A 19,368-nucleotide genomic window follows, 5' to 3' on the forward strand; every position below is an offset into this window, starting at 1 on the left:
GCGGCCCGCACCCGCCCGTGCCCCGCGACCACGTCACACGCATCTCACGACCAGGAGCACCCACCATGTGGCGCCTGAGCATCCAGCCGACCCGCGACAGCGGGCTGCGCCCCGTCGACGTCGAGGTCGTCGCCCGGGACGGCGCACGCGTCGCCGACCTGGCGCGCGCGCTCGCGGCGCACCTCGGTGCGGGCGCCGGTGCGCTGCTGGCCCCCACGACCGACGGCACGCCGTGGCCGGCGTCGCTGCCGCTGGTGCACGCGCCGCTGCGGACGGGCGCCGTGCTGCCCGTCGCCTCCGTGCCCGCGGCGTGGCTCGACCGGCCCGGCGGGCGCCGCCCCGTCCGGGCGCGCGTCCGCGTGGTCGCCGGCCCCGACGCGGGGACCGACGTCGACGTCGAGTCCGACGCGTTCACGGTCGGCCGCGGCTCGTTCGCGACCGTGCGCCTCACGGACCCCTCCGTCTCGCGCGTGCACGCCCGCGTGCTGCTCACCGGCGGCGTCGTCGTCAGCGACGAGGGCTCCGCCCACGGCACCCGCGTCGGCGGGCGCGCCGTCGTCCGCGCGCAGCCCGTCGACTGGGGCGAGCGGGTCGAGGTGGGCCGCACGACCTTCGAGGTGCACCGCGGCGACACCGCGCCGCTGCCGACCGACGACGGCGTGCTGCGGCCGCCGCGCTTCGGTGCGCAGCTCCTGCCCGAGGAGCTCGAGGTGCCCGCGCCGCCGACCGCGCCGCGCCGCACGCCGATGCCGTGGCCGATGATGCTCATGCCCGTCGTGCTCGGCGGGTCGATGTTCGCCACGAGCCGCAGCCCGTTCTCGCTGGTCTTCATGCTCGGCTTCCCGCTCATGATGCTCGTGCAGCACCGCGTGGCGCGGCGTCAGGCGCTCGCGGAGCACGAGGAGCAGCTGCAGGCGTGGCGGCACGACGTCGACGACGTCCTGGAGCGGCTCGACGCCGCGGCCGTCGTGCAGCGCCGCCGCGCGGCGCAGGACGAGCCGGACCTCGTCACGGTGCGCGAGCGCGTCGCCTCGCGCGACCCCGGCACGTGGGCCCGCCAGCGCGACGACGAGGACTTCCTGCAGGTCCGCGCGGGGTTGGGCCCGCGCCCGGCGGTCGTCACCGCCAAGGTGGCGCGGGGCGGTGACCGGGTGCAGCGCGACCTCGTGGCGCGGGAGCTCGCCACCCGCACCTCCCTGGCCGGCCAGCCGGTGCCGCTCGTGCTGGGCGGGCACCGGGTGGCTGCCGTCGTGTGCCGTGACCGTGCCCGCGCGGACTCCGCGGTGCGCGCGCTGCTGGTGCGCCTGGCCGCCGCGCACTCGCCGACCGACGTGACGTTCGCGGCCGTCCTCGGGTCGGACGCGACGCACGTCGAGGCGTGGCTGCGCTGGCTGCCGCACGCCGCGCCGCGCATCGCGGGCCTGCCGCCCGTGGCCGTCGGCGCCGCCGACGGCGGCGCGCTGCTCGAGGCGCTCGTGTCGGGCGACGGCGAGCGCGGCCACGTCGTGTGCCTGGTCGACGAGGACGCGGGCGTGCGCCGCCGTGCGGTCGAGGCGGTCGCCGCCGCTGCGGGCGAGCGCAACGTCCACCTGCTGTGGGTGGGCGCCGACCCCGCGCGCGTGCCCTCGGCGACCGACGTCATGCTCGACCTCGACGCGGGTCTCGTGCGGCGCCGCGACCGCGGCGGCGACGACGTCGTGGAGGTCGTCGACGAGCTCGACCTCGCCGGTGCCTGGCACACCGCGCGCACCCTCACCGCGTTCCGGGACGAGGCGGCCGTCGTGCCGCCCGACAGTGCGCTGCCCGCCTCGGTGCGCCTGCCCGAGCTCGGCAGCGACCTGCGTGACCCCGACGACGCGGGCGCCGTGCTCGACCGCTGGGCGTCCGCAGGGGGCCTGCGTGCACAGCTCGGTGCCGGCGCGGACGGGGTCGTGACGATCGACCTGCGCGAGGACGGCCCGCACGGGCTCGTGGCCGGCACGACGGGCTCCGGCAAGAGCGAGCTGCTGCAGACCCTGCTGTGCTCGCTGGCGACCAACAACCCGCCCACGCGCATCACGTTCCTGCTCGTCGACTACAAGGGCGGCGCGGCGTTCCGCGAGTGCGCGGACCTGCCGCACACCGTCGGGTACATCACCGACCTCACCCCGGCGCTCGTGCAGCGCGCGCTGATCTCGCTGCGCGCCGAGCTGACGTGGCGCGAGCACCTGCTCGCCGAGCACGGGGCCAAGGACCTCGTCGCGCTCGAGAAGCTGCGGCCCGACGTCGCCCCGCCCAGCATGCTCATCTGCGTCGACGAGTTCGCCGCCCTGCTCGGCGAGGTCCCGGAGTTCGTCGACGGCGTCGTCGACGTCGCCCAGCGCGGTCGGTCGCTCGGCATGCACCTGCTGCTCGCCACGCAGCGCCCCGCCGGTGTCGTGACGCCGCAGATCAAGGCCAACACCGACCTGCGGATCGCGCTGCGCATGGCGTCCACCGACGACTCGACGGACGTCATCGAGGCGCCCGACGCCGCGTCGCTGTCGCGCCGCACGCCCGGGCGCGCGTGGCTGCGGCGCACCGGCCACGGCACGCGCGAGCTGGTGCAGGTCGCGTGGGTGGGCGCCCACGAGCCCGCGCGCGACGAGGTCGCCGCGGTGCAGGTCCGCGCGCTGAGCGCCCGCACCGACGCGACGCCCAGCGGAGCCTCGGGGCGCGTGCACGAGCGCTCGGACCTCGAGCGGCTCGTGCTGACCGTGGGGGAGGCGTTCGCACGGTCCGGGCTCGCCACGCCCAAGAAGCCCTGGCTGCCCGCGCTGCCCGACGAGGTCCTGCTCGCCGGTGGCGCACCCGGCACGCTCCTGCTCGGCGCCGACGCGCGCGACGAGGCGGCCGTGCCCGGCGCCACGTCCGACGTGCACACGTGCGTGCCCGACCCCGGCGTCCTGCCGCTGGGCATCGCCGACCAGCCCGACGAGCAGTCGCAGCACCCGCTGCTGGTCGACTACGCACGGGCCGGGCACCTGCTGGTGCACGGTGCCTCGGGCAGCGGCAAGACCGAGCTGCTGCGCACGGTGGCGGCGGCCGCCACGCTCGCGCACGACCTCGCGCCCGCGCTCGTCTACGGCATCGACTCCGCGGGCGGCGGCCTGTCGGGCATCGAGTCCCTGCCGTCGGTCGGGTCGGTCGTGGTCGAGCAGCAGCCCGAGCGCGTCACGCGGCTCGTGCGGATGCTGCACCGCACCCTCACCGAGCGCAACGCGCTGCTCGCCCGCCACGGTGCCGCGGACGTCGAGGCGCTCGCCGCCACGGGCGTCGTGCTGCCGCGCGTCCACGTGCTGGTCGACAACCTGCCGCAGCTCGTCGAGCACCTCGAGGGTGGTGGGCCGCTGCGCCGCGCGCACGTCGACCAGCTCGTCGCCGTGCTGCAGGACGGTCGCCGCTGCGGCGTGCACGTCACCGCGACGACGCCCCGACGCACGGGCCTGCCGTCGGCGCTCGCGGGCGCGTTCGGGCAGCGGCTCGTGCTGCGCATGACGACGGTCGACGACTACCAGGTGCTCGGCGTGCCGCAGAACGTCCTCGACGACCGCACCGCGCCGGGCCGTGGGCTGCTCGGGCGCACCGAGGTGCAGATCGCCACCGTCGGCGGCTCGGGCACGCCGCAGCAGGTCACGTACCTGCGGGCCGTCGCGGAGCGGGAGGGTGCGCGCTACGCGCAGCAGCCGCCGGTCGTCGTCCCGGTGATGCCGACGCGTGTGCCGGTCGACCTCGTCCCCGCCCCCGAGCGCGACGACGTGTGCCTCGGCGTGGACGCCGACCTCGCGACGGGCGTCGTCCTGCCGCTGCTGCCCGCGCCCCTGCTCGTGCTCGGACGCGGCGGCTCGGGCCGCACGTCGTTCCTCCTCGGTCTGGCGCAGGCGGTGGGGCGCGCCACCCACCCGCCCGCCGCGGTGCACCTGCTCGGGCCGCGGGCCCGGGCCGACGCTGGCCCGGCCACTGCCGTCGCCGACCCCACCGCGGCGGCGGCGGTGCTCGAGGGGATCCTCGCGGCACCGGTGCCTCGGGACGACGCGTGGCGTGTGCTGCTCGTGGACGACGTGCACGAGTGGGAACGCGGCTGGGAGCGCGGGGGTGCGGAACGACGGCTCGTCGAGCTCCTCGCGCAGGTCGTCGAGGAGGGCCCGGCGCGTCGGGTGGCGGTCGTCCTGGCCGCCGACGCCGACGAGGCGCGCGCCCGTCAGCACGTCGCGGGAGCGGTCACCGCGGCTCGCCGCTCGCGCCGCGCCGTCCTCCTCGGGCCCGAGATGGCGGACGGCTCGCTCGTCGGCGCGTCGGTGCCCATGCACAGCCACGAGCCCATGGGTGGCGTCGGTCGCGGGCTGCTCGTGAGTGCCGGAAGTGTCCGAGTTGTCCAGGTACTATCGTCCACCGTCGATCGGGAGTCCGTCAGTTGAGCCACAAGACCGCATCGCCCGGCCTGCTGCGGCGCCTGGTCGGAGCTCCCGGCGACCGCCAGCGCGGCTTCGCCGAGGCAGGCGTCGCCGTGACCGGTGCCGCTCTCGTGCTGGGGGCCGCGCTCGGCTCCGGCGTCGCCTCGACGGTCGTGTCGATGTCCGACGGCGTCACCTGGCTCCCCGACGAGGAGACCGGTCAGGTCGTCCAGATCAACCCCGCCACGGGGCGCGCGGAGCGGCGCCTGCAGGTCGCCGCACCGGGCAGCGAGCTCGCGATCAGCCAGGCCGACGGCCGCCTCGTCGTCACCGACGTGGGCGCCGGCACCGCCACGACGATCGACCTCGCGACGCTCCTGGCCGGGGGCCAGCGCCGGACCGAGGAACCCGCGCGCGTCCTCGTCGGCGGCGGTCAGGTCTACCTCGTGAGCGTCGGTACCGGTGTCGTGCGCGCCGTCGACCCCCTCACGCTCCAGGACCTCGGCTCGCCGTACCGTGCCGCCGTCCCGCTGGCCGACGCCGTCGTGGACGCGCGGGGCGCCGTGTGGGTCGTGACGACCGAGGGCGACGTGCGTTCGGTGACGTGGAAGCCCGGCGGCTCGCGCTTCGAGGTGGGTGAGCCGCGGCCCGTGCGCGGCGCGGGCCGCGGCACCCGGCTGCTGCCGCACGCGCGCGGCGTCACCGTCTTCGCTCCCGACGGGGGAGCGATCGTGCAGGTCGGCGTGGGTCGCGACCTCGCCGTCGCGGTGCCCGCGCTCTCCGGCGAGGTGCTGCCCGCCGCGCAGGCCCCGACCGACCTCGCCCCGGCGGGGGTGCCCGCGCGGTCCGCCGTCGTCATGCTCTCGGGAGACCGCCTGCTCGAGGTGGGCGTCGGCACCCTCGGCTGCGCGCGGCCCGGGCGTCCGGCGGTCTTCTCCGGGCTGGTCTACGTGCCGTGCACCGGCTCCGGGCGCGTCCTCGTGCTCGGCACCGACGGCAGCCGTGCGCGTCCCGACGTCGTCGCGCCCGCCGGGCGCGACCCGCGACTGCTCGTGGACGACGGACGTCTCGTCGTGCACACCGAGGACGGTTCGCAGGCGGTCGTCGTCGAGGCCGACGGCGGCACGCGCGTCGTCGACACGGGCCGCGCGGGGACAGCGGTGCACGATCCGCGCAACGCCGCCTCGGCGCCCGTCGCCGTCCCCGCCCCCCGGCCGCCGCACCGCGGCGCGGGCGCTCCCGCAGGCTCGCACCAGCGCGGCCCGCACCAGCAGGACGCCGGGCGGCCGCAGCACGAGCAGCCGCAGCAGGAGCAGGAGCAGGAGGAGGAGCAGGAGCAGGGTCCCGACGGGGAGGCGGTCGCGCCGGAGCCGACCGCGGCACCGAGCACACCGACCGGCCCGGTCCCGACCGCCCGCCCGCGCCCCCCGGCGATCACCCGGCCGCCGGCCGGTCCGGGAGGCGCGGCGTCCACGGCACGCCCGACGTCGACGGCCCGACCCACGTCGACCCCGGGGCGCGCGCCCGACGCACCGACGCAGGTCGAGGCGACGCTCGGCGAGTCGGACGGGTACGACGACGACGTCACCGTCACCTGGAGCCCGGTGTCCCCGCAGCCCGAGGCGTACGTCGTGCGCGCGTCGCTGTCGGACGGCGTCATCTCGGCCGACCGCGACCCGACGCCCGATCCTGTGGAGGTCGGCGGTGCCGCGACCTCCGCCACCATCCGTGTGGCGTGCAACACCCGGTGGTCCTTCTCCGTCGTGGCGGTCGCCGACGGGGCCACGTCCGAGCCGGCCGTGGGCCCGTCGCTGCGGGGGACGTCGTGCACGGGCGCGCAGCGGGCGCCGTCGGCGCCCACGGGCGTGACGGCCGTCGCCCACCCCGACGGGACCGTGACGGTGTCGTGGACGCGGTCGCACTCCGGCGCCGAGGGGTACCTGGTGGGACCCGTCGGCGGGTCCACCACGGCGACCGACGAGGGGGCCAGGTCGGTGGAGCTGCGGGACGTGCCCCCCGGCCAGGGTGTCCGGTTCGTCGTCGAGGCGTTCCGCGGGGACCTGCGCACGCCGTCCGAGCCGTCCGCTCCCGTGGCGGTGGTCGGCGTCCCCGGGGAGGTGCGGTTCGCCGGGGGGATGCGTACCGGGTGGTCCGGCTCGACGTACCAGTTCGCGATCGGGTGGGACGTCCCCGTCGACAACGGCTCTCCCGTCGAGTCGTACCACGTGGTGTGGAGCGGCGGGGACTACAGCGGCGAGGAGGTCACCACGCAGCCGTCCTTCGAGGTCGACCTCAGCTGTGGCGGACGGACCTCGTGCGTGAACGGGGGTGAGGTCACGCTGACGGTCACGCCGCGCAACGCCGTCGGTGCCGGCCCGGCCGCCACGTTCGAGCACCGCTTCTCCGGCCCCGCCGGGCCCTCCGCGGGCGAGGTCGTCGTCGCGTCCGTGACGCCCCGCACGCCCGCACTCGAGGACCCCCTGGTCGAGATGATCGCCACGCTCGTCCCCCCGCAGGGGTGGGTGGCGCACAGCGGCGGCTGCACGCTCGTGACGACCTGGGAGGGTGTCGAGCGGACACGCCCCGTCGGGTGCTCGGCCGGGGAGGTCTCCGCGGGCACCTACGCGTCGGGTGGCGGGCAGCTCACGGTCGCGCTGCGCGCCGACGGCAACGGGGCGCTGTCCGCACCCGTGACGGTCACCGTGCCCGACCGTTCGGCGTGGCCGTACTGCGACCCGACCCTCCCGCGCTGCACGGTGACCGAGCTGCAGTCCGGCCCGGAGCCCGGCGGTGTGCCGGAGGTGCTCATCGGGAACCCGGACCTGGACCCCTGGCGTGCGTCCCAGGCCGCGGCCGGAACGTTCCTCTTCCTCGGCGCAGGAGCGCTCAGGGCCTTGCGCCGACGCCGCAGGCCCGACATGGTGCACGTCCTGACCCCCACGGAGGAGAGACCGGGTTGACCACCACCACTGGCCTGCTGCGACGCCTGCGGGGCCGCGCCGGAGACCGGCAGCGCGGCTTCGCCGAGGCGGGCGTCGCCATGACGGGCGCCGCCCTCGTGCTGGGGGCGGCGCTCGGCTCCGGCGTGGCGTCGACCGTCGTCAGCATGTCCGACGGCGTCACGTGGCTGCCGGACCCCGAGACGGGCCAGGTCGTGCAGATCAACCCCGGGACGGGCCGGGCGGAGCGCCGGCTGCAGGTCGGCGAGCCCGGCGCGGAGCTGCTCATCAGCCAGCGCGACGGTCGCCTCGTCGTCGCGGACGGCACGGGGACGCTGCGCAGCATCGACCTGTCGACGCTGCTGGCGGGCGGTGAGCGCCGAGCGGACGAGCCGACGAAGGTGCTGGTCGGCGGCGGGCGGGTCTATCTCGTGACGCCCGGGTCCGGTGTCGTGCACGCCGTGGACGCGCTCACGCTGCGCGACCTCGGCGCCCCCTTCCGCGCCGGCTCGGCGCTCGCGGACGCGGTCGTCGACGACCAGGGTGCCGTGTGGCTCGTGACAACGGGCGGCGACCTGCGCCGCGTGGCGTGGCAGCCGGACGCGCGGCGGTTCGACGTCGGCGCAGCGCAGCGGGTGCACTCGGCCGGGCCCGGCACCCGGCTGCTGCCGCACGCCCGCGGCGTCACGGTGTTCGCTCCCGACAGCGGCTCGCTGCTGCAGGTCGGCGCGGGTCGCGACCTCTCGGTCGCCGTCCCCGACCTCACGGGGGAGGTGCTGCCGGCCGCCACGTCGCCCGGTGACCTCGCTCCCGCCGGGGTCCCCGGCCGGTCCGCGGTCGTCATGCTCTCCGGCCGCCAGGTCCTCGACGTCGCGGTCGGCACGCTGGGGTGCACCCGCCCCGGCAGGCCCGCGGTCTTCACCGGCCTGGTGTACGTGCCGTGCACCGGCGCCGGTCGGGTCGTCGTGCTGCGCCCGGACGGCTCGCGTGCGCGTGCCGACGTGGTGCTGCCCGCCGGGCGGGACCCGCAGCTGCTCGTGGACGACGGGCGGCTGGTCGTCCACACGGAGGACGGCTCGCGCGCCGTGGTCGTCGAGGCCGACGGGCGCACGCGCGTGATCGACACCGGACGCTCGCAGGTCCCGGTGCACGACCCGCGCGACGGTCGCAGGGCCCCGGTCTCGGCGCAGCCGCCGCAGCGGGAGGCCGGCGCGCCCGGCGTCGGCGGCGTGGGTGGTGCGCAGGGCCCGGGCGGTGCGCCGGTCGTGGCCCCTGGCGGCGCGCTGGGCGCGGAGGTCCCCGGCGTCCCGGGGGCCGGTCCGACCCCGGCCGGTGGCGTGGCGCCGACGGCAGGGTCTGCACGCCCCCTCGCCACGGCCGCCGCCACGCCGTCGGCGACCGCGCGCACCGTGCCGGGCCCGACGCACGTCGTCGCGACCCCCGGTGAGCCCGACGAGCACGGCCTCACCGAGGTCGTCGTGCGGTGGCGCGACGCGGCGTCGCGTCCCGACTCCTACGTCGTGCGCTCGTCCGCGCCGAACGTCGCCGCCGTCGAGGTCGACGGGCGCACCACGACCGCGACGGTGCGCGGCGTCGTCTGCGGCACGCTCGCGACGTTCAGCGTGGAGGCCGTCGCCGACGGCGTCGTGTCGGCGCCCGCGTCCTCCCGCATGGTGCGCACCGAGGGCTGCCCGCCCCCGCCGGCCGCCCCGACGGGCGTGAGTGCCGTCGCGGGCGAGGACGGGACGGTGACGGTGTCGTGGACGCCCTCGGGCGACGACGTGGACTCCTACCTCGTCGGGCCGGCGGGCGGGTCCATGACGACCGTGGAGGCGGCCGCGACCTCGGTCGTGCTGCGTGACGTGCCCGCCGGGGAGAGCCTGCGGTTCGCCGTGCGTGCGGCCCGCGGCGGCCTGACCAGCGCAGCGGCGCTGTCCCCGGCGGTCGTCGTCCCGGGCGTCCCGGGCACCGTCGGGCCGCTGACGGTGGAGATCGAGCGACGTCTCGGGGACGAGCTCGGGTTCGTCGTGCGCTGGACGCTGCCCGAGGACAACGGTTCCACCCTCGAGCGGTACGTGGTGACGTGGTCCGGCAGGGGCTTCTCCGGGTCCCACACCCCGCCCGCGGTGTCGGGCTGCTCCGCGCGACTGGGCTGCGCCGCGACCGGCGGCGGGGTGTTCCGCACCGACGTCACGATCGCTGCGGCGTGCACCGGCGGCGCGGCGTGCCTCGACGAGGACCGCATCACCGTCACGGTGACGCCCGAGAACGGTGTCGGCGCCGGGCCGGTCGCGACCACGGAGGTCTGGATCCCGCCCTTCGTCCCGATCATGCAGCCCGTCGAGGGGATCGACCCCGTCGTGCCGGACCCGACCGACCCCGACGTCCGGATGGTCGTGCACCTCCGCTCGCCGGCGCAGATGGCCGAGCACCAGGGCGCGTGCGAGCTCCAGATCCAGGACGTCGACGGCAGCCGGTCGACGGTCCCGTGGTCGTGCCAGTCCGGCGACGTCGTCATCGGTCCGTTCGCGCCCGGCAACATCGTGGTGACCCCGGTCGCGGTCGTGCCCGGTGGTCCGAACATCATCGCGATGAACTACAACGCCGAGGTCCCGCCGCGCTCGACCTGGCGCTACTGCGACTCGACGACCGGCGTGTGCACGGAGCCCGTGAGCCGGGACGGGGACCCGCCGGTCACCGTCCGCACCGTCCCGTGGACGCCCCGGCTGCCGCAGGGCGACGAGCGCCCGCCGCTGGCGGCCGCCGGCGCCGGCCTGCTGCTGGCGGCCGGCGCGCTGCGCGCGTCCCGCCTGCGCCGCTCCGTCGCCGTGACCGGCACCGACGTCCCGACCCCGTACGCCCCCACCGAGGAGACCTCCGCATGAGCCACGACCCCGCGGCGACCGTCGCCGAGTTCCGCGTCCTGCACGGACGTGTGGTCGACGCCGTCGAGCAGGCCGTGCACGGCAAGCGACCCGTGGTGGAGCTCGTGGTCGCGGCGCTCTTCGCCGGTGGCCACGTCCTGCTCGAGGACGTGCCCGGCACGGGCAAGACGACGCTCGCCCGCGCCCTCGCCGCGGCGCTGGGCGGCACGTCACGCCGCATCCAGTTCACGCCCGACCTGCTGCCGGCCGACGTCACGGGCACCTCCGTGCTCGACCCGGCCACCGGCGCCGTGCGGTTCCGGCCCGGCCCGGTGTTCGCGCACGTCCTGCTGGCGGACGAGATCAACCGCGCCGCCGCCAAGACGCAGTCCGCCATGCTCGAGGTCATGGCCGAGGGCACCGTCACGGCGGACGGCGCGACCCATGCCGTGCCGGCGCCGTTCCTCGTGGTCGCGACGCAGAACCCCGTCGACCTCGACGGGACGTACCGCCTGCCCGAGGCGCAGCTCGACCGGTTCCTGCTGCGCGTCAGCCTGGGCTACCCCGACCTGGAGCACGAGGTGGCGGTGCTGCACCCGGGCTCGTCCGCGGGCGACGTCGCCGCCGTGCCCACCGTCACGAGCCCCGCGGACGTCGCGCGGCTGTCCCGCGAGCTGCGTGGCGTGCACGTCGCCGACCCGCTGCTGCGGTACGTGCGCGCGCTCGGCGAGGCCACCCGCACCGACCCGCGCACCCGGCTGGGCGCGAGCACGCGCGCGCTGCGTGCGCTCGTCGGCGCCGGCCAGGTCCAGGCCGCGGCGCAGGGGCGGCACTACGTGGTGCCCAGCGACGTGCAGTCGCTCGCCCACGCCGTGCTCGAGCACCGGCTCATCCTGCGGCGCGAGGCCCTGCTCGAGGGCGTCACTCCCACCGACGTCGTCGCGTCCGCGGTCGAGGCCGTCGACGTGCCGCGGCCCGCGGCCGTCTGAGGCCGGGCGCCGTGTCCCGTCGTCTGCGCCCCACCGGGCGCGGGATCGCGCTCACCGCCGTGGGCGCCCTCGCGCTGGGGCTGGGCCTCGTCGCGCGCTACCCCGGCCTCGTGGCGCTGGGAGCGGCGGCCCTCGGGCTCGTCGTCGTCGCGGTGGTGAGCCTGCTGCTGCCGGTGCCGCTGGACGTCACCCACCGCCTCGTGCCCGGGCGCGTCGCGCGCCTCGGCTCGGCCGCCGCGCACATCGCGCTGCGGAACGCCTCGCCGTGGCTGTCCGTGCGGGTCGCCGGCACCGACAACGTCGGCGGGCGCGACATCGCGATGGCACCGACCCGGCTGGCGCCGCGCGACTCCGGTGTGGTCGAGGTGCCGGTGCCCACGGAGCGCCGTGGCCTGCTGCCGGTCGGGCCGTTCGTGCTCGAGCGCCGGTCCCCGGCGGACCTCGTGCGCTCGCGCGAGCGGCGTGGCGGGTCCTCGACGCTGCAGGTCACGCCCCGGCTCATCGTCGCGTCCGGACCGCCGACGGGCCGCCGCCGCGGCCACTCCGGTGCGCAGGAGCGCGTCGAGCACGGCGGCACCGACCTCGTGGGGCTGCGCGAGTACGTGCCGGGGGACGACCTGCGCCGCGTGCACTGGGCGAGCAGCGCGCGCCACGGCATCCCGATGGTGCGCGAGGACGCCGACCCCGCCGAGCCGCACCTCACCGTGCTGCTCGACGACCGGGCGTCGGCCTACCGGCCGGGGACCGCGGGCGACGGCTTCGAGGAGGCCGTCGACGTCGCCGCGTCCCTGGTGCACGCGTGCGCCTCCGGGGGTGTGCCGGTGCGCTGCGTGACGCTGTCCGGGTCGCTCGACGTCGCCGCACCCGCCGGTGTGCCCGGCAGCGACGAGCCGCTGCGTGCGGCGGCGCACGCGGTCGACCGGCTCACGCTCGTCGCGACGACCGACCGTCCGCTGGCGGGCACGGTCACCGTCCCGTCCGGCGGCGGGCCGGGGCCGGACGTGCTCGCGGTCGTCACGGGGGCGGCCGCACCCGTGCCGCCGCTGCTGCTCGCGGCGCGGGGTGCGGACACGGTCGCGCTGCTCGTGGTCGACCCGGCGCCGCTGCGGTCGCTGGGTGCGGCCGACGCCGCGACCGTCGTGCGCGGACCGCGCGCCGAGGACCTGCTGCGCGGCTGGGACCTGGCGGTGGCGCCGTGACGCCCGCACCGGGCGCCCAGGGCGCCGACCGCGGCCCCGGCGCGGCCGTCACGCTCTGGGCCGTCGCGCTGCTCGCGCTGGCGTGCGTCCCCGTCGCGGCCGCGTTCACGTCGCCGGTCGTGCTGCTCCCGCTCGTCGGGGTCGTCGGCCTCGCGTTCGCCGTCGTGGCGCTCGCGCGGCGGCTCGCGGTCCCGCCGTGGGCCACCGGCGCCGCCGGTGTGACGCTCGTGCTCGCGTCCGCGACGTCCCTCGCGCGCCTCGGCGCCGACGCCGCACCCGTGGCCGACGCCGACCTCGACGGTGCCGGCTGGCGGAGCACCGGGGCAGCCCAGCTCCTCGGGCCGCTCGCCGACGCGGTCGCACGGCTCCTCACAGCGCCGCGGCCCGCCGCCCCCGCGCTCGCACCGCCGGTCGTCGCGCTCGTCGCACTCGTCGCCCTCACGGTGGCGCTCGCGCTCGGTCGCCGCTCGGCGGCCCGGGTCGCACCGCTCACGGGCGCGGTCGTCGTGTACGGCGTCGCGCTGCTGCTCACCGCGGGCGCCGCCGACCGCGGCGCGGTGGGGGCGGGGCTCGTCGCGCTCGCCGCCGCCGGCTGGATGCTGCTGGACGGCGAGGCGCTGGCACGCGACGGTGCGCGGCCCCGGCTGGGGCGTGCGCCGCGCCGGGCCCGCACCCGGTGGCGCAGCAGCGGCGTCGCGGGGCTGCTGGTCGTCGCGCTCGTCAGCGCCGGGGGTGCTGCGGCCGCCGCGGCCGTCACCGGGGACGCCTTCGAGCCGCGTGACCACGTCGCACCGCCGCGTGTGCCGGCCGCCGTCGTGCACCCGCTCGCGGAGCTCTCGCGCTGGCAGTCCGACGCCGACGCCACCGTGCTGCGCGTGCGCGGCACGCACCCCGGCTACCTCACGTGGGTCACGCTGCCCGACCACGACGGCGCCGGCTGGCATGCCGACCTCGCCCTGCGCCCGCTCGGGACGGTCGTCGAGCCCTCGCTCCCGCCGGGCGCTGCGCGCGGTGACGTGGACGTCGAGGTGCAGCTCGTGGAGATCGCCGGGCCGTCGGGCTCCCCGGGCTCGTGGCTGCCGGCGACCGCCGAGGTCGTGGCCTCGGACGCGCCCGGCGTCCTGGCCGACGTGGACGCGGGTGTCCTGGCAGTCCCGCCGACGCCCGAGGGGCGGCTGCCGGAGGGGCTCGTCTACCGCGTGCGCGGGCACGTCGACGTGCCCGACCCCGCGCTCGCCGTGCGCGCCGGCGTGCCCGGCGGCGAGGAGGTCGAACGGTACCTGCGGCTCGAGCGGTTCCCCGCGGACCTGCGTGCCTACGCGCAGGACGTCGTCGCGGACGCGTCCTCGCGCCTCGACCAGGCGGAGCGCCTGGCTGCGACGGTGCGCGCGGACCGCGAGCTGGCGGCCGACGCCGTGAGCGGCACGTCCTACGCGCGCCTGCGCGAGTTCCTCTTCGCGGAGCGGGAGGCCGGGGGGCAGGTCGGTACCAGCGAGCAGTTCGCCGGTGCGTTCGCCGTGCTCGCGCGCGCCGTGGGGTTGCCGTCGCGTGTGGTCATGGGCTTCGTGGTGCCCGGTGGCGCCGCGACGGACGACGAGACGCTGCGCGACGTGCACGGGTCCGACGTGCGTGCCTGGGCCGAGGTGTACCTCGCCGGGACGGGGTGGGTGAGGTTCGACCCGGCGCCGGACGCCGTGACGACGTCGGCCGTCGACCAGGTGCCGCCCGAGCAGCAGGAGCAGACCGCCACCCAGGACGACCCGCCGCCGGTGCCGGAGGACGAGCAGCCGCAGGAACCCGCGACGCCGCTGCCCGGAGGGCAGGACCGGCGGGTGGATCCCGCCGTCGTGATCGTGGCTGCCGCGGCGACGCTCCTGCTGGCCGCGCTCGGGGCGTGGCTCGCCGTGCTGGGTGCGCGCCTCCTGCGCCGTGGCCGGCTGCGCCGTGCCGGTGCCGTCGGGGCGTGGCAGCACGCCGCCGACGCGCTGCTGCTGCGCGCGGGTGCGCCGGCGCCGGGCGAGACAGCCGACGACCTCGCGCGGCGCATGACCGAGCTGTGCGGCGTGCCCGCCCACGGGTTGGCCACCGCCGCGCAGGCCGTCGCGTTCGGGGCCTCACCCGTGCCGGCGCCGGGCGCGTGGCGCACGGCGGTGCAGGTGCAGCGCCGGCTGCGGGCGGGTGCGCCTCTCGGCCGGCGGCTCACCTGGTGGGCGGACCCCGCGCCGCTGCGACGGCGTGCGGGCACGGGCGGGCGAGGCGCAGGGCACCGACCGGGGCCGTCACGGCGGTGACGACGCGCCGGCCGGTGCGGGGGTCACCCCGCGCCGGCGGCGACCCGGTCCGTCACGCACTCCCGCGGCGACATCCCCTTGTGGTCCGCGTCCGCGAGGTCGATGGCCAGGACGGTCAGGCAGACCGTGGGGGCGTTCGGGTCCACACCCTCGATGGTGACCTCGTTGATGCCCGCGTCGACGACCTTGAGGGCCACCCCCAGCTCACCCGCCTCGTTCACCTGGTCCGGATCGACGACCACGAAGGTCACGTCGCCGTTCGTCGGGTCGCTCCAGCTCAGCGTGAGGCTCGTCCCGCCGTCGACGAGCGCCAGGTCCTGCGGGGCGATCGTGTCGTCCAGGACCGGGGCCTGCAGCGGACCGTCGGCGGTCGGCAGCGGACCCTCGTGCACGGGGACGTCGACGGCGCCGGCCGTCGGGGTCGGCAGGGCCGCGACGAGCGCGGCGCGGCGCTGCGCGTTCGCCCACACGGTGACGCCCACGCCGACGGCGCTGCCGAGCAGGATCGCACCGCCCATGAACGCGGCCACGGGCACCCAGGCGGGGCGCCGGCGGCGCGGCGAGCCCGCAGTGGTGCGCGGACTCGCCGCGGTCGGCACCGCCTGCTCCGGGTGGACGCCCGTGTCCTCGTCGTCGGTGGTCGGGGGCGGCGCCGCGCCGCTCGCGCTGAGCAGCGACAGCGCGGACGGCGCGAGCGACCGGTCGTCCTCCGGCTGGACGGGCGGCAGCGTGAGCGGAGGGAGCGCGGGAGGTGCCGACGACACGGGCGCGGGCGCCGGCGTCGCAGCGACCGGGTCACCCGTCGCACCGGCGGGCGCGTACGAGCGCGCGGGCGGGCCCGCCGCCCAGGTGGGCGGTGGGACCGCTCTCGTGCCCCGGACGGGGGTGGCGGTGTGCGGGTCCGCAGCCGCGCCGGGGGACCACGAACGCGTCTCCGTGGGCAGTGCGAGCAGCGCGGCATGCACCTCCTCGGCCGTGGCGAACCGGCCCTCGCGGTCGTGCGCGAGACAGCGCTCGACGAGTGCGCGCAGGCGGTCCGGGACGTCGGCACGCGCCAGCTCACGGCGCTGCCCGGTCCGCACGCGGCGCAGGTAGCCCAGAGCGGTGTCGTCGGCCGGGTCGGGTGCGGCGAAGGGCGCGCGGCCGTCGAGCAGCGTGGACATCGTGGAACCGAGCGACCAGACGTCGTCGGTCGGGTCGGGATCCAGGCCGTCGAGCACCTGGGGTGACGCGTGCCGGTAGCTGAAGCGCTCGAGCGAGGCGGTGTGCCCGGCGTCGGCCATGCGCGCGATGCCGAAGTCCGTGAGCACGTACGACGTGGGCAGCACCAGCACGTTCTGCGGTTTCACGTCGCGGTGCAGCACCCCGTGGCGGTGCGCGAACCGCAGCGCGTCCGCGACCGCGGTACCCGCGGCCACGACCTCGGCGACCGGCAGGGGACCGTGGCTGCGCAGCCGGTCGTGCAGCGAGCCCAGGTCGTAGAAGTCCATGACGAGGCACGGGTGGCCCTGCCTCGTGGTCGCGGTGTCGAGCACGGTGACGATGTGCGGGTGCTGGCGTCCCAGGCGCACGGTGATCTCGAGCTCCCGCGCGAACCGGGCGATCGTCGCGGGGTCGGTCTCGAGCAGCACCTTGATCGCGACGTCCCGGTGCAGCGCGGCCTGGTGCGCCCGGTAGACGACGGAGTCCCCGCCGCGCGCGACCTCGCGCACGTCGGTGAGGCCGGGCAGGCCGAGGTCCACCTCGGTCCGCGTGCTGCGCGCGGGCGCGGGTGCCCACAGCTGGTCGTCGTCCATCGCTCCTCGGTCCGCCTCGTCCGGACGCGTCCAACGTCCGGCCCCGAGACTAGCGGCGGGTGTCCAGCGTGCCGTCGCCCGTCCCGGTGAGGCCCTGCCAGGCGTCCTGAGCGCGGATCGCGACCTCCTCGGCTGCGGTCACGACCAGGGCGCCGGGGGTCGCGACCATGCCCCACGCGCCGGCCACGTCGAACGACGCGTCCATGCGCTGCGTGAACCGCTCCCCGAACGCCGTGCCCGCCATGCCCCGGTTGACGGCCTCACCGATGTCGGTGCCGATGTCCCACGACGCGTTGAGCGCGGCCGCGGGCACGGTCAGGGCGGGCGACAGGCTCGCGCCGTTGAGCACCGCGGTCACACCGTTGTCGACGGTCCCGTACAGGTTTCCCGAGCGGTGGGCCGTGACGGCCTTCGCGGCGCTGTCCGCGGTGGACACCACGGTGGCGGCGGTGAACGCCCCACCGAGCGCGGGGCCGATGTGCGCTCCCGTCATGATGTTCGTCGCCTGGTTGAGCGTGCGGGTGGACGACATGACGTTGTCCCACCGCAGGTCGGCCGCGACCATGGCGGCGGAGATCGCGACCTTCTGGCCGTCGCCGACGGCGCTCGCGACCGTCGCCAGCGCGCCCCAGCCCGCGGCGACCTTCTCCTTGAGCTGCGCCCACGTGCCGCCCCCGGGCGGAGCTGCCGGGGTTGCCGCGGTCGCGCCCGTGGCGGCGCTCGCGGTCTCCTGCCGCTCGGCCTCCTCGAGCAGGTGCAGCGCCGCGCCGTTGAGCGCCTCCGCGACGCGCAGGAGCGCCGGCGCGTGCTGCGTGCGCCACTCGTCCCGTCGTCGCGCGGCGTCCTGGCCGCGCCACGCCAGGGCGTCGAGCGCGGCGGTGATCCGCCGCACGCACGTGACGATCGCCTCGGTCGCCCCGTGCAGGGACACCGCCTGCTGCCGCAGTGCGGCGACGTCGGCGCCGTGGAACGCGTCGGACATGGGTCTCCCTCGGGTCGGTGGTCGGTCCCGAGCGTCGCGCGGGCCGTGCCCCGGAGTCGAGCGTGGCGGGGGTGGAAGGTTCCGTCGTCCGGGCGTGCGCCGGCGTGCACCGGCCGGGGCGGCGTGCGACGGTCGAGTCGTCCCCGAGCCGAGGAGCCTGTGATGACGTTCACGCCGGACGACGCCCCCTGGTGGACCGGTGCCGTGGTGTACCAGGTCTACCCACGGTCCTTCCAGGACTCCGACGGCGACGGCGTCGGCGACCTGCGCGGCGTCCTGCAGCGCGTGGACCACCTCGTCGAGCTCGGCGTCGACGTCGTGTGGTTCTCGCCGATCTACCGCAGCCCGCAGGACGACAACGGGTACGACATCAGCGACTACCAGGACGTCGACCCGCTGTTCGGCACGCTGGAGGACCTCGACGAGGTGGTCGCGGCGCTGCACGCGCGCAGCATCAAGGTCGTCATGGACCTCGTCGTCAACCACACCAGCGACGAGCACCCGTGGTTCGTCGAGTCGCGCTCGTCCGTCGACTCCCCGAAGCGCGACTGGTACTGGTGGCGGGCGGCCCGTCCCGGGCTGGAGCCGGGGACCCCGGGCGCCGAGCCGACCAACTGGGCGTCGTTCTTCTCCGGTCCGACGTGGGAGTACGACGAGGCGAGCGGGGAGTACTACCTGCACCTGTTCAGCCGCAGGCAGCCGGACCTCAACTGGGAGAACCCCGACGTCCGCCAGGCGGTCTACGCGATGATGCGGTGGTGGCTCGACCGTGGCGTCGACGGCTTCCGCATGGACGTCATCAACCTGATCTCCAAGGTCGTGGGGCCCGACGGTGCGCTCTCCGACGGCCCGGTGACCGCCGGCACACTGGGCGACGGCTCGGCGCAGTACATCCACGGCCCGCGCCTGCACGAGTACCTGCAGGAGATGCACCGCGAGGTCTTCGACGGCCGGCGCGACGGGCTGCTGCTCGTGGGCGAGACGCCCGGTGCGACCGTCGAGGACGGCGTGCTGTTCACCGACCCGGCCCGCCGCGAGCTCGACATGGTGTTCACGTTCGAGCACGTCGGCCTCGACCACGGCCCGGGCGGCAAGTACGACCCGAAGCCCCTGGACCTGCGGGACCTCAAGGCCGTCATGGCGCGCTGGCAGGCGGGGCTCGCGGACGTGGGGTGGAACGCCCTCTACTGGGACAACCACGACCAGCCGCGGATCGTGTCGCGGTTCGGCGACGACGGCGAGCACCGGACCGCGTCCGCCACGATGCTCGCGACGGTCCTGCACCTGCACCGCGGCACGCCGTACGTCTACCAGGGCGAGGAGCTCGGGATGACGAACGCCCACTTCACGTCGTTCGACGACTACCGCGACATCGAGGCGCTGCGGTACGCCGCGCAGGCGCGCGCGCTGGGGCACGTGAGCGACGAGCAGGTCCTCGCGGGGCTCGCGGCGATGTCCCGCGACAACGCGCGCACTCCCGTGCAGTGGGACGCCTCGCCGCACGCGGGGTTCACGACGGGTGAGCCGTGGCTGCCGGTGAACCCGAACCACCGGTCGGTCAACGCCGCGGCCGAGCGCGCCGACCGGGCGTCGGTGTTCCACCACTACCGCCGCCTCATCGCGATGCGGCACGCGGACCCGGTCGTGCGGCTCGGCGACTTCCGGATGCTGCTGCCGGACCACCCGCACGTCTACGCGTTCACCCGCTCGCTCGACGGGGACGTGCTGCTGGTGCTCGGGAACTTCGGCGTCGAGCCCCAGGAGGTGGAGGTCGACGACGCCTGGGACGGCGCGGTCGTGGTGCTCGGCAACCTCGCCGAGCACGCGGTGCCGGCCGCCGGTCGCGTCCGGCTCGCGGGATGGGAGGCCGTGGTCCTGCGCCGCGCGGCAGGCTGA

9 protein-coding genes are annotated in these 19,368 nt (G+C 77.0%); 7 read left to right on the forward strand and 2 right to left on the reverse strand.

Annotated features, from left to right (window positions below):
- Window positions 1–65 precede the first annotated feature (65 nt).
- Genes CFLA_RS05790 through CFLA_RS05815 form a run of 6 tightly spaced genes read left to right on the forward strand, consistent with a single transcriptional unit; the run spans window position 66 to window position 14,694 of the window.
- On the forward strand, window positions 66–4,436 hold the full coding sequence (locus CFLA_RS05790; RefSeq protein WP_013116384.1) for a type VII secretion EssC family protein: 4,371 nt from the start codon (window positions 66–68) through the stop codon (window positions 4,434–4,436).
- Window positions 4,433–7,372 carry a fibronectin type III domain-containing protein gene (locus CFLA_RS20395; RefSeq protein WP_013116385.1) on the forward strand — a complete coding sequence of 980 codons (2,940 nt, stop codon included), beginning with the start codon at window positions 4,433–4,435 and terminating at the stop codon, window positions 7,370–7,372. Before CFLA_RS05790 ends, CFLA_RS20395 begins: the two co-directional genes overlap by 4 nt.
- Entirely contained in the window at window positions 7,369–10,236 is a 2,868-nt protein-coding gene (locus CFLA_RS05800; RefSeq protein ID WP_013116386.1) for a fibronectin type III domain-containing protein, read from the forward strand. The genes CFLA_RS20395 and CFLA_RS05800 overlap by 4 nt, the downstream gene beginning before the upstream one ends.
- Window positions 10,233–11,204 carry an AAA family ATPase gene (locus CFLA_RS05805; protein WP_013116387.1) on the forward strand — a complete coding sequence of 324 codons (972 nt, stop codon included), beginning with the start codon at window positions 10,233–10,235 and terminating at the stop codon, window positions 11,202–11,204. The genes CFLA_RS05800 and CFLA_RS05805 overlap by 4 nt, the downstream gene beginning before the upstream one ends.
- 11 nt (window positions 11,205–11,215) lie before the next feature.
- Window positions 11,216–12,403, forward strand: coding sequence for a DUF58 domain-containing protein (locus CFLA_RS05810; protein ID WP_013116388.1), 1,188 nt, complete (start codon window positions 11,216–11,218; stop codon window positions 12,401–12,403).
- Window positions 12,400–14,694 (forward strand): transglutaminase-like domain-containing protein, encoded by a 2,295-nt coding sequence (locus CFLA_RS05815; protein WP_013116389.1) that lies wholly within the window; start codon window positions 12,400–12,402, stop codon window positions 14,692–14,694. Before CFLA_RS05810 ends, CFLA_RS05815 begins: the two co-directional genes overlap by 4 nt.
- 23 nt (window positions 14,695–14,717) lie before the next feature.
- Here the strand turns inward: CFLA_RS05815 and CFLA_RS05820 are convergent, their stop codons facing one another.
- Both CFLA_RS05820 and CFLA_RS05825 read right to left on the reverse strand, forming a co-directional pair.
- Entirely contained in the window at window positions 14,718–16,490 is a 1,773-nt protein-coding gene (locus tag CFLA_RS05820) for a serine/threonine-protein kinase (RefSeq protein ID WP_013116390.1), read from the reverse strand.
- A 49-nt stretch (window positions 16,491–16,539) separates the two neighbouring features.
- Entirely contained in the window at window positions 16,540–17,472 is a 933-nt protein-coding gene (locus CFLA_RS05825) for a hypothetical protein (RefSeq protein WP_013116391.1), read from the reverse strand.
- A 162-nt stretch (window positions 17,473–17,634) separates the two neighbouring features.
- Here CFLA_RS05825 and CFLA_RS05830 point away from each other — a divergent pair, with 162 nt between their 5' ends.
- Window positions 17,635–19,368, forward strand: a complete 1,734-nt coding sequence (locus CFLA_RS05830; protein WP_013116392.1) for a glycoside hydrolase family 13 protein — start codon at window positions 17,635–17,637, stop codon at window positions 19,366–19,368.

Origin of the sequence: Cellulomonas flavigena DSM 20109 (assembly GCF_000092865.1) — a bacterium.
Lineage (GTDB): Bacteria > Actinomycetota > Actinomycetes > Actinomycetales > Cellulomonadaceae > Cellulomonas > Cellulomonas flavigena.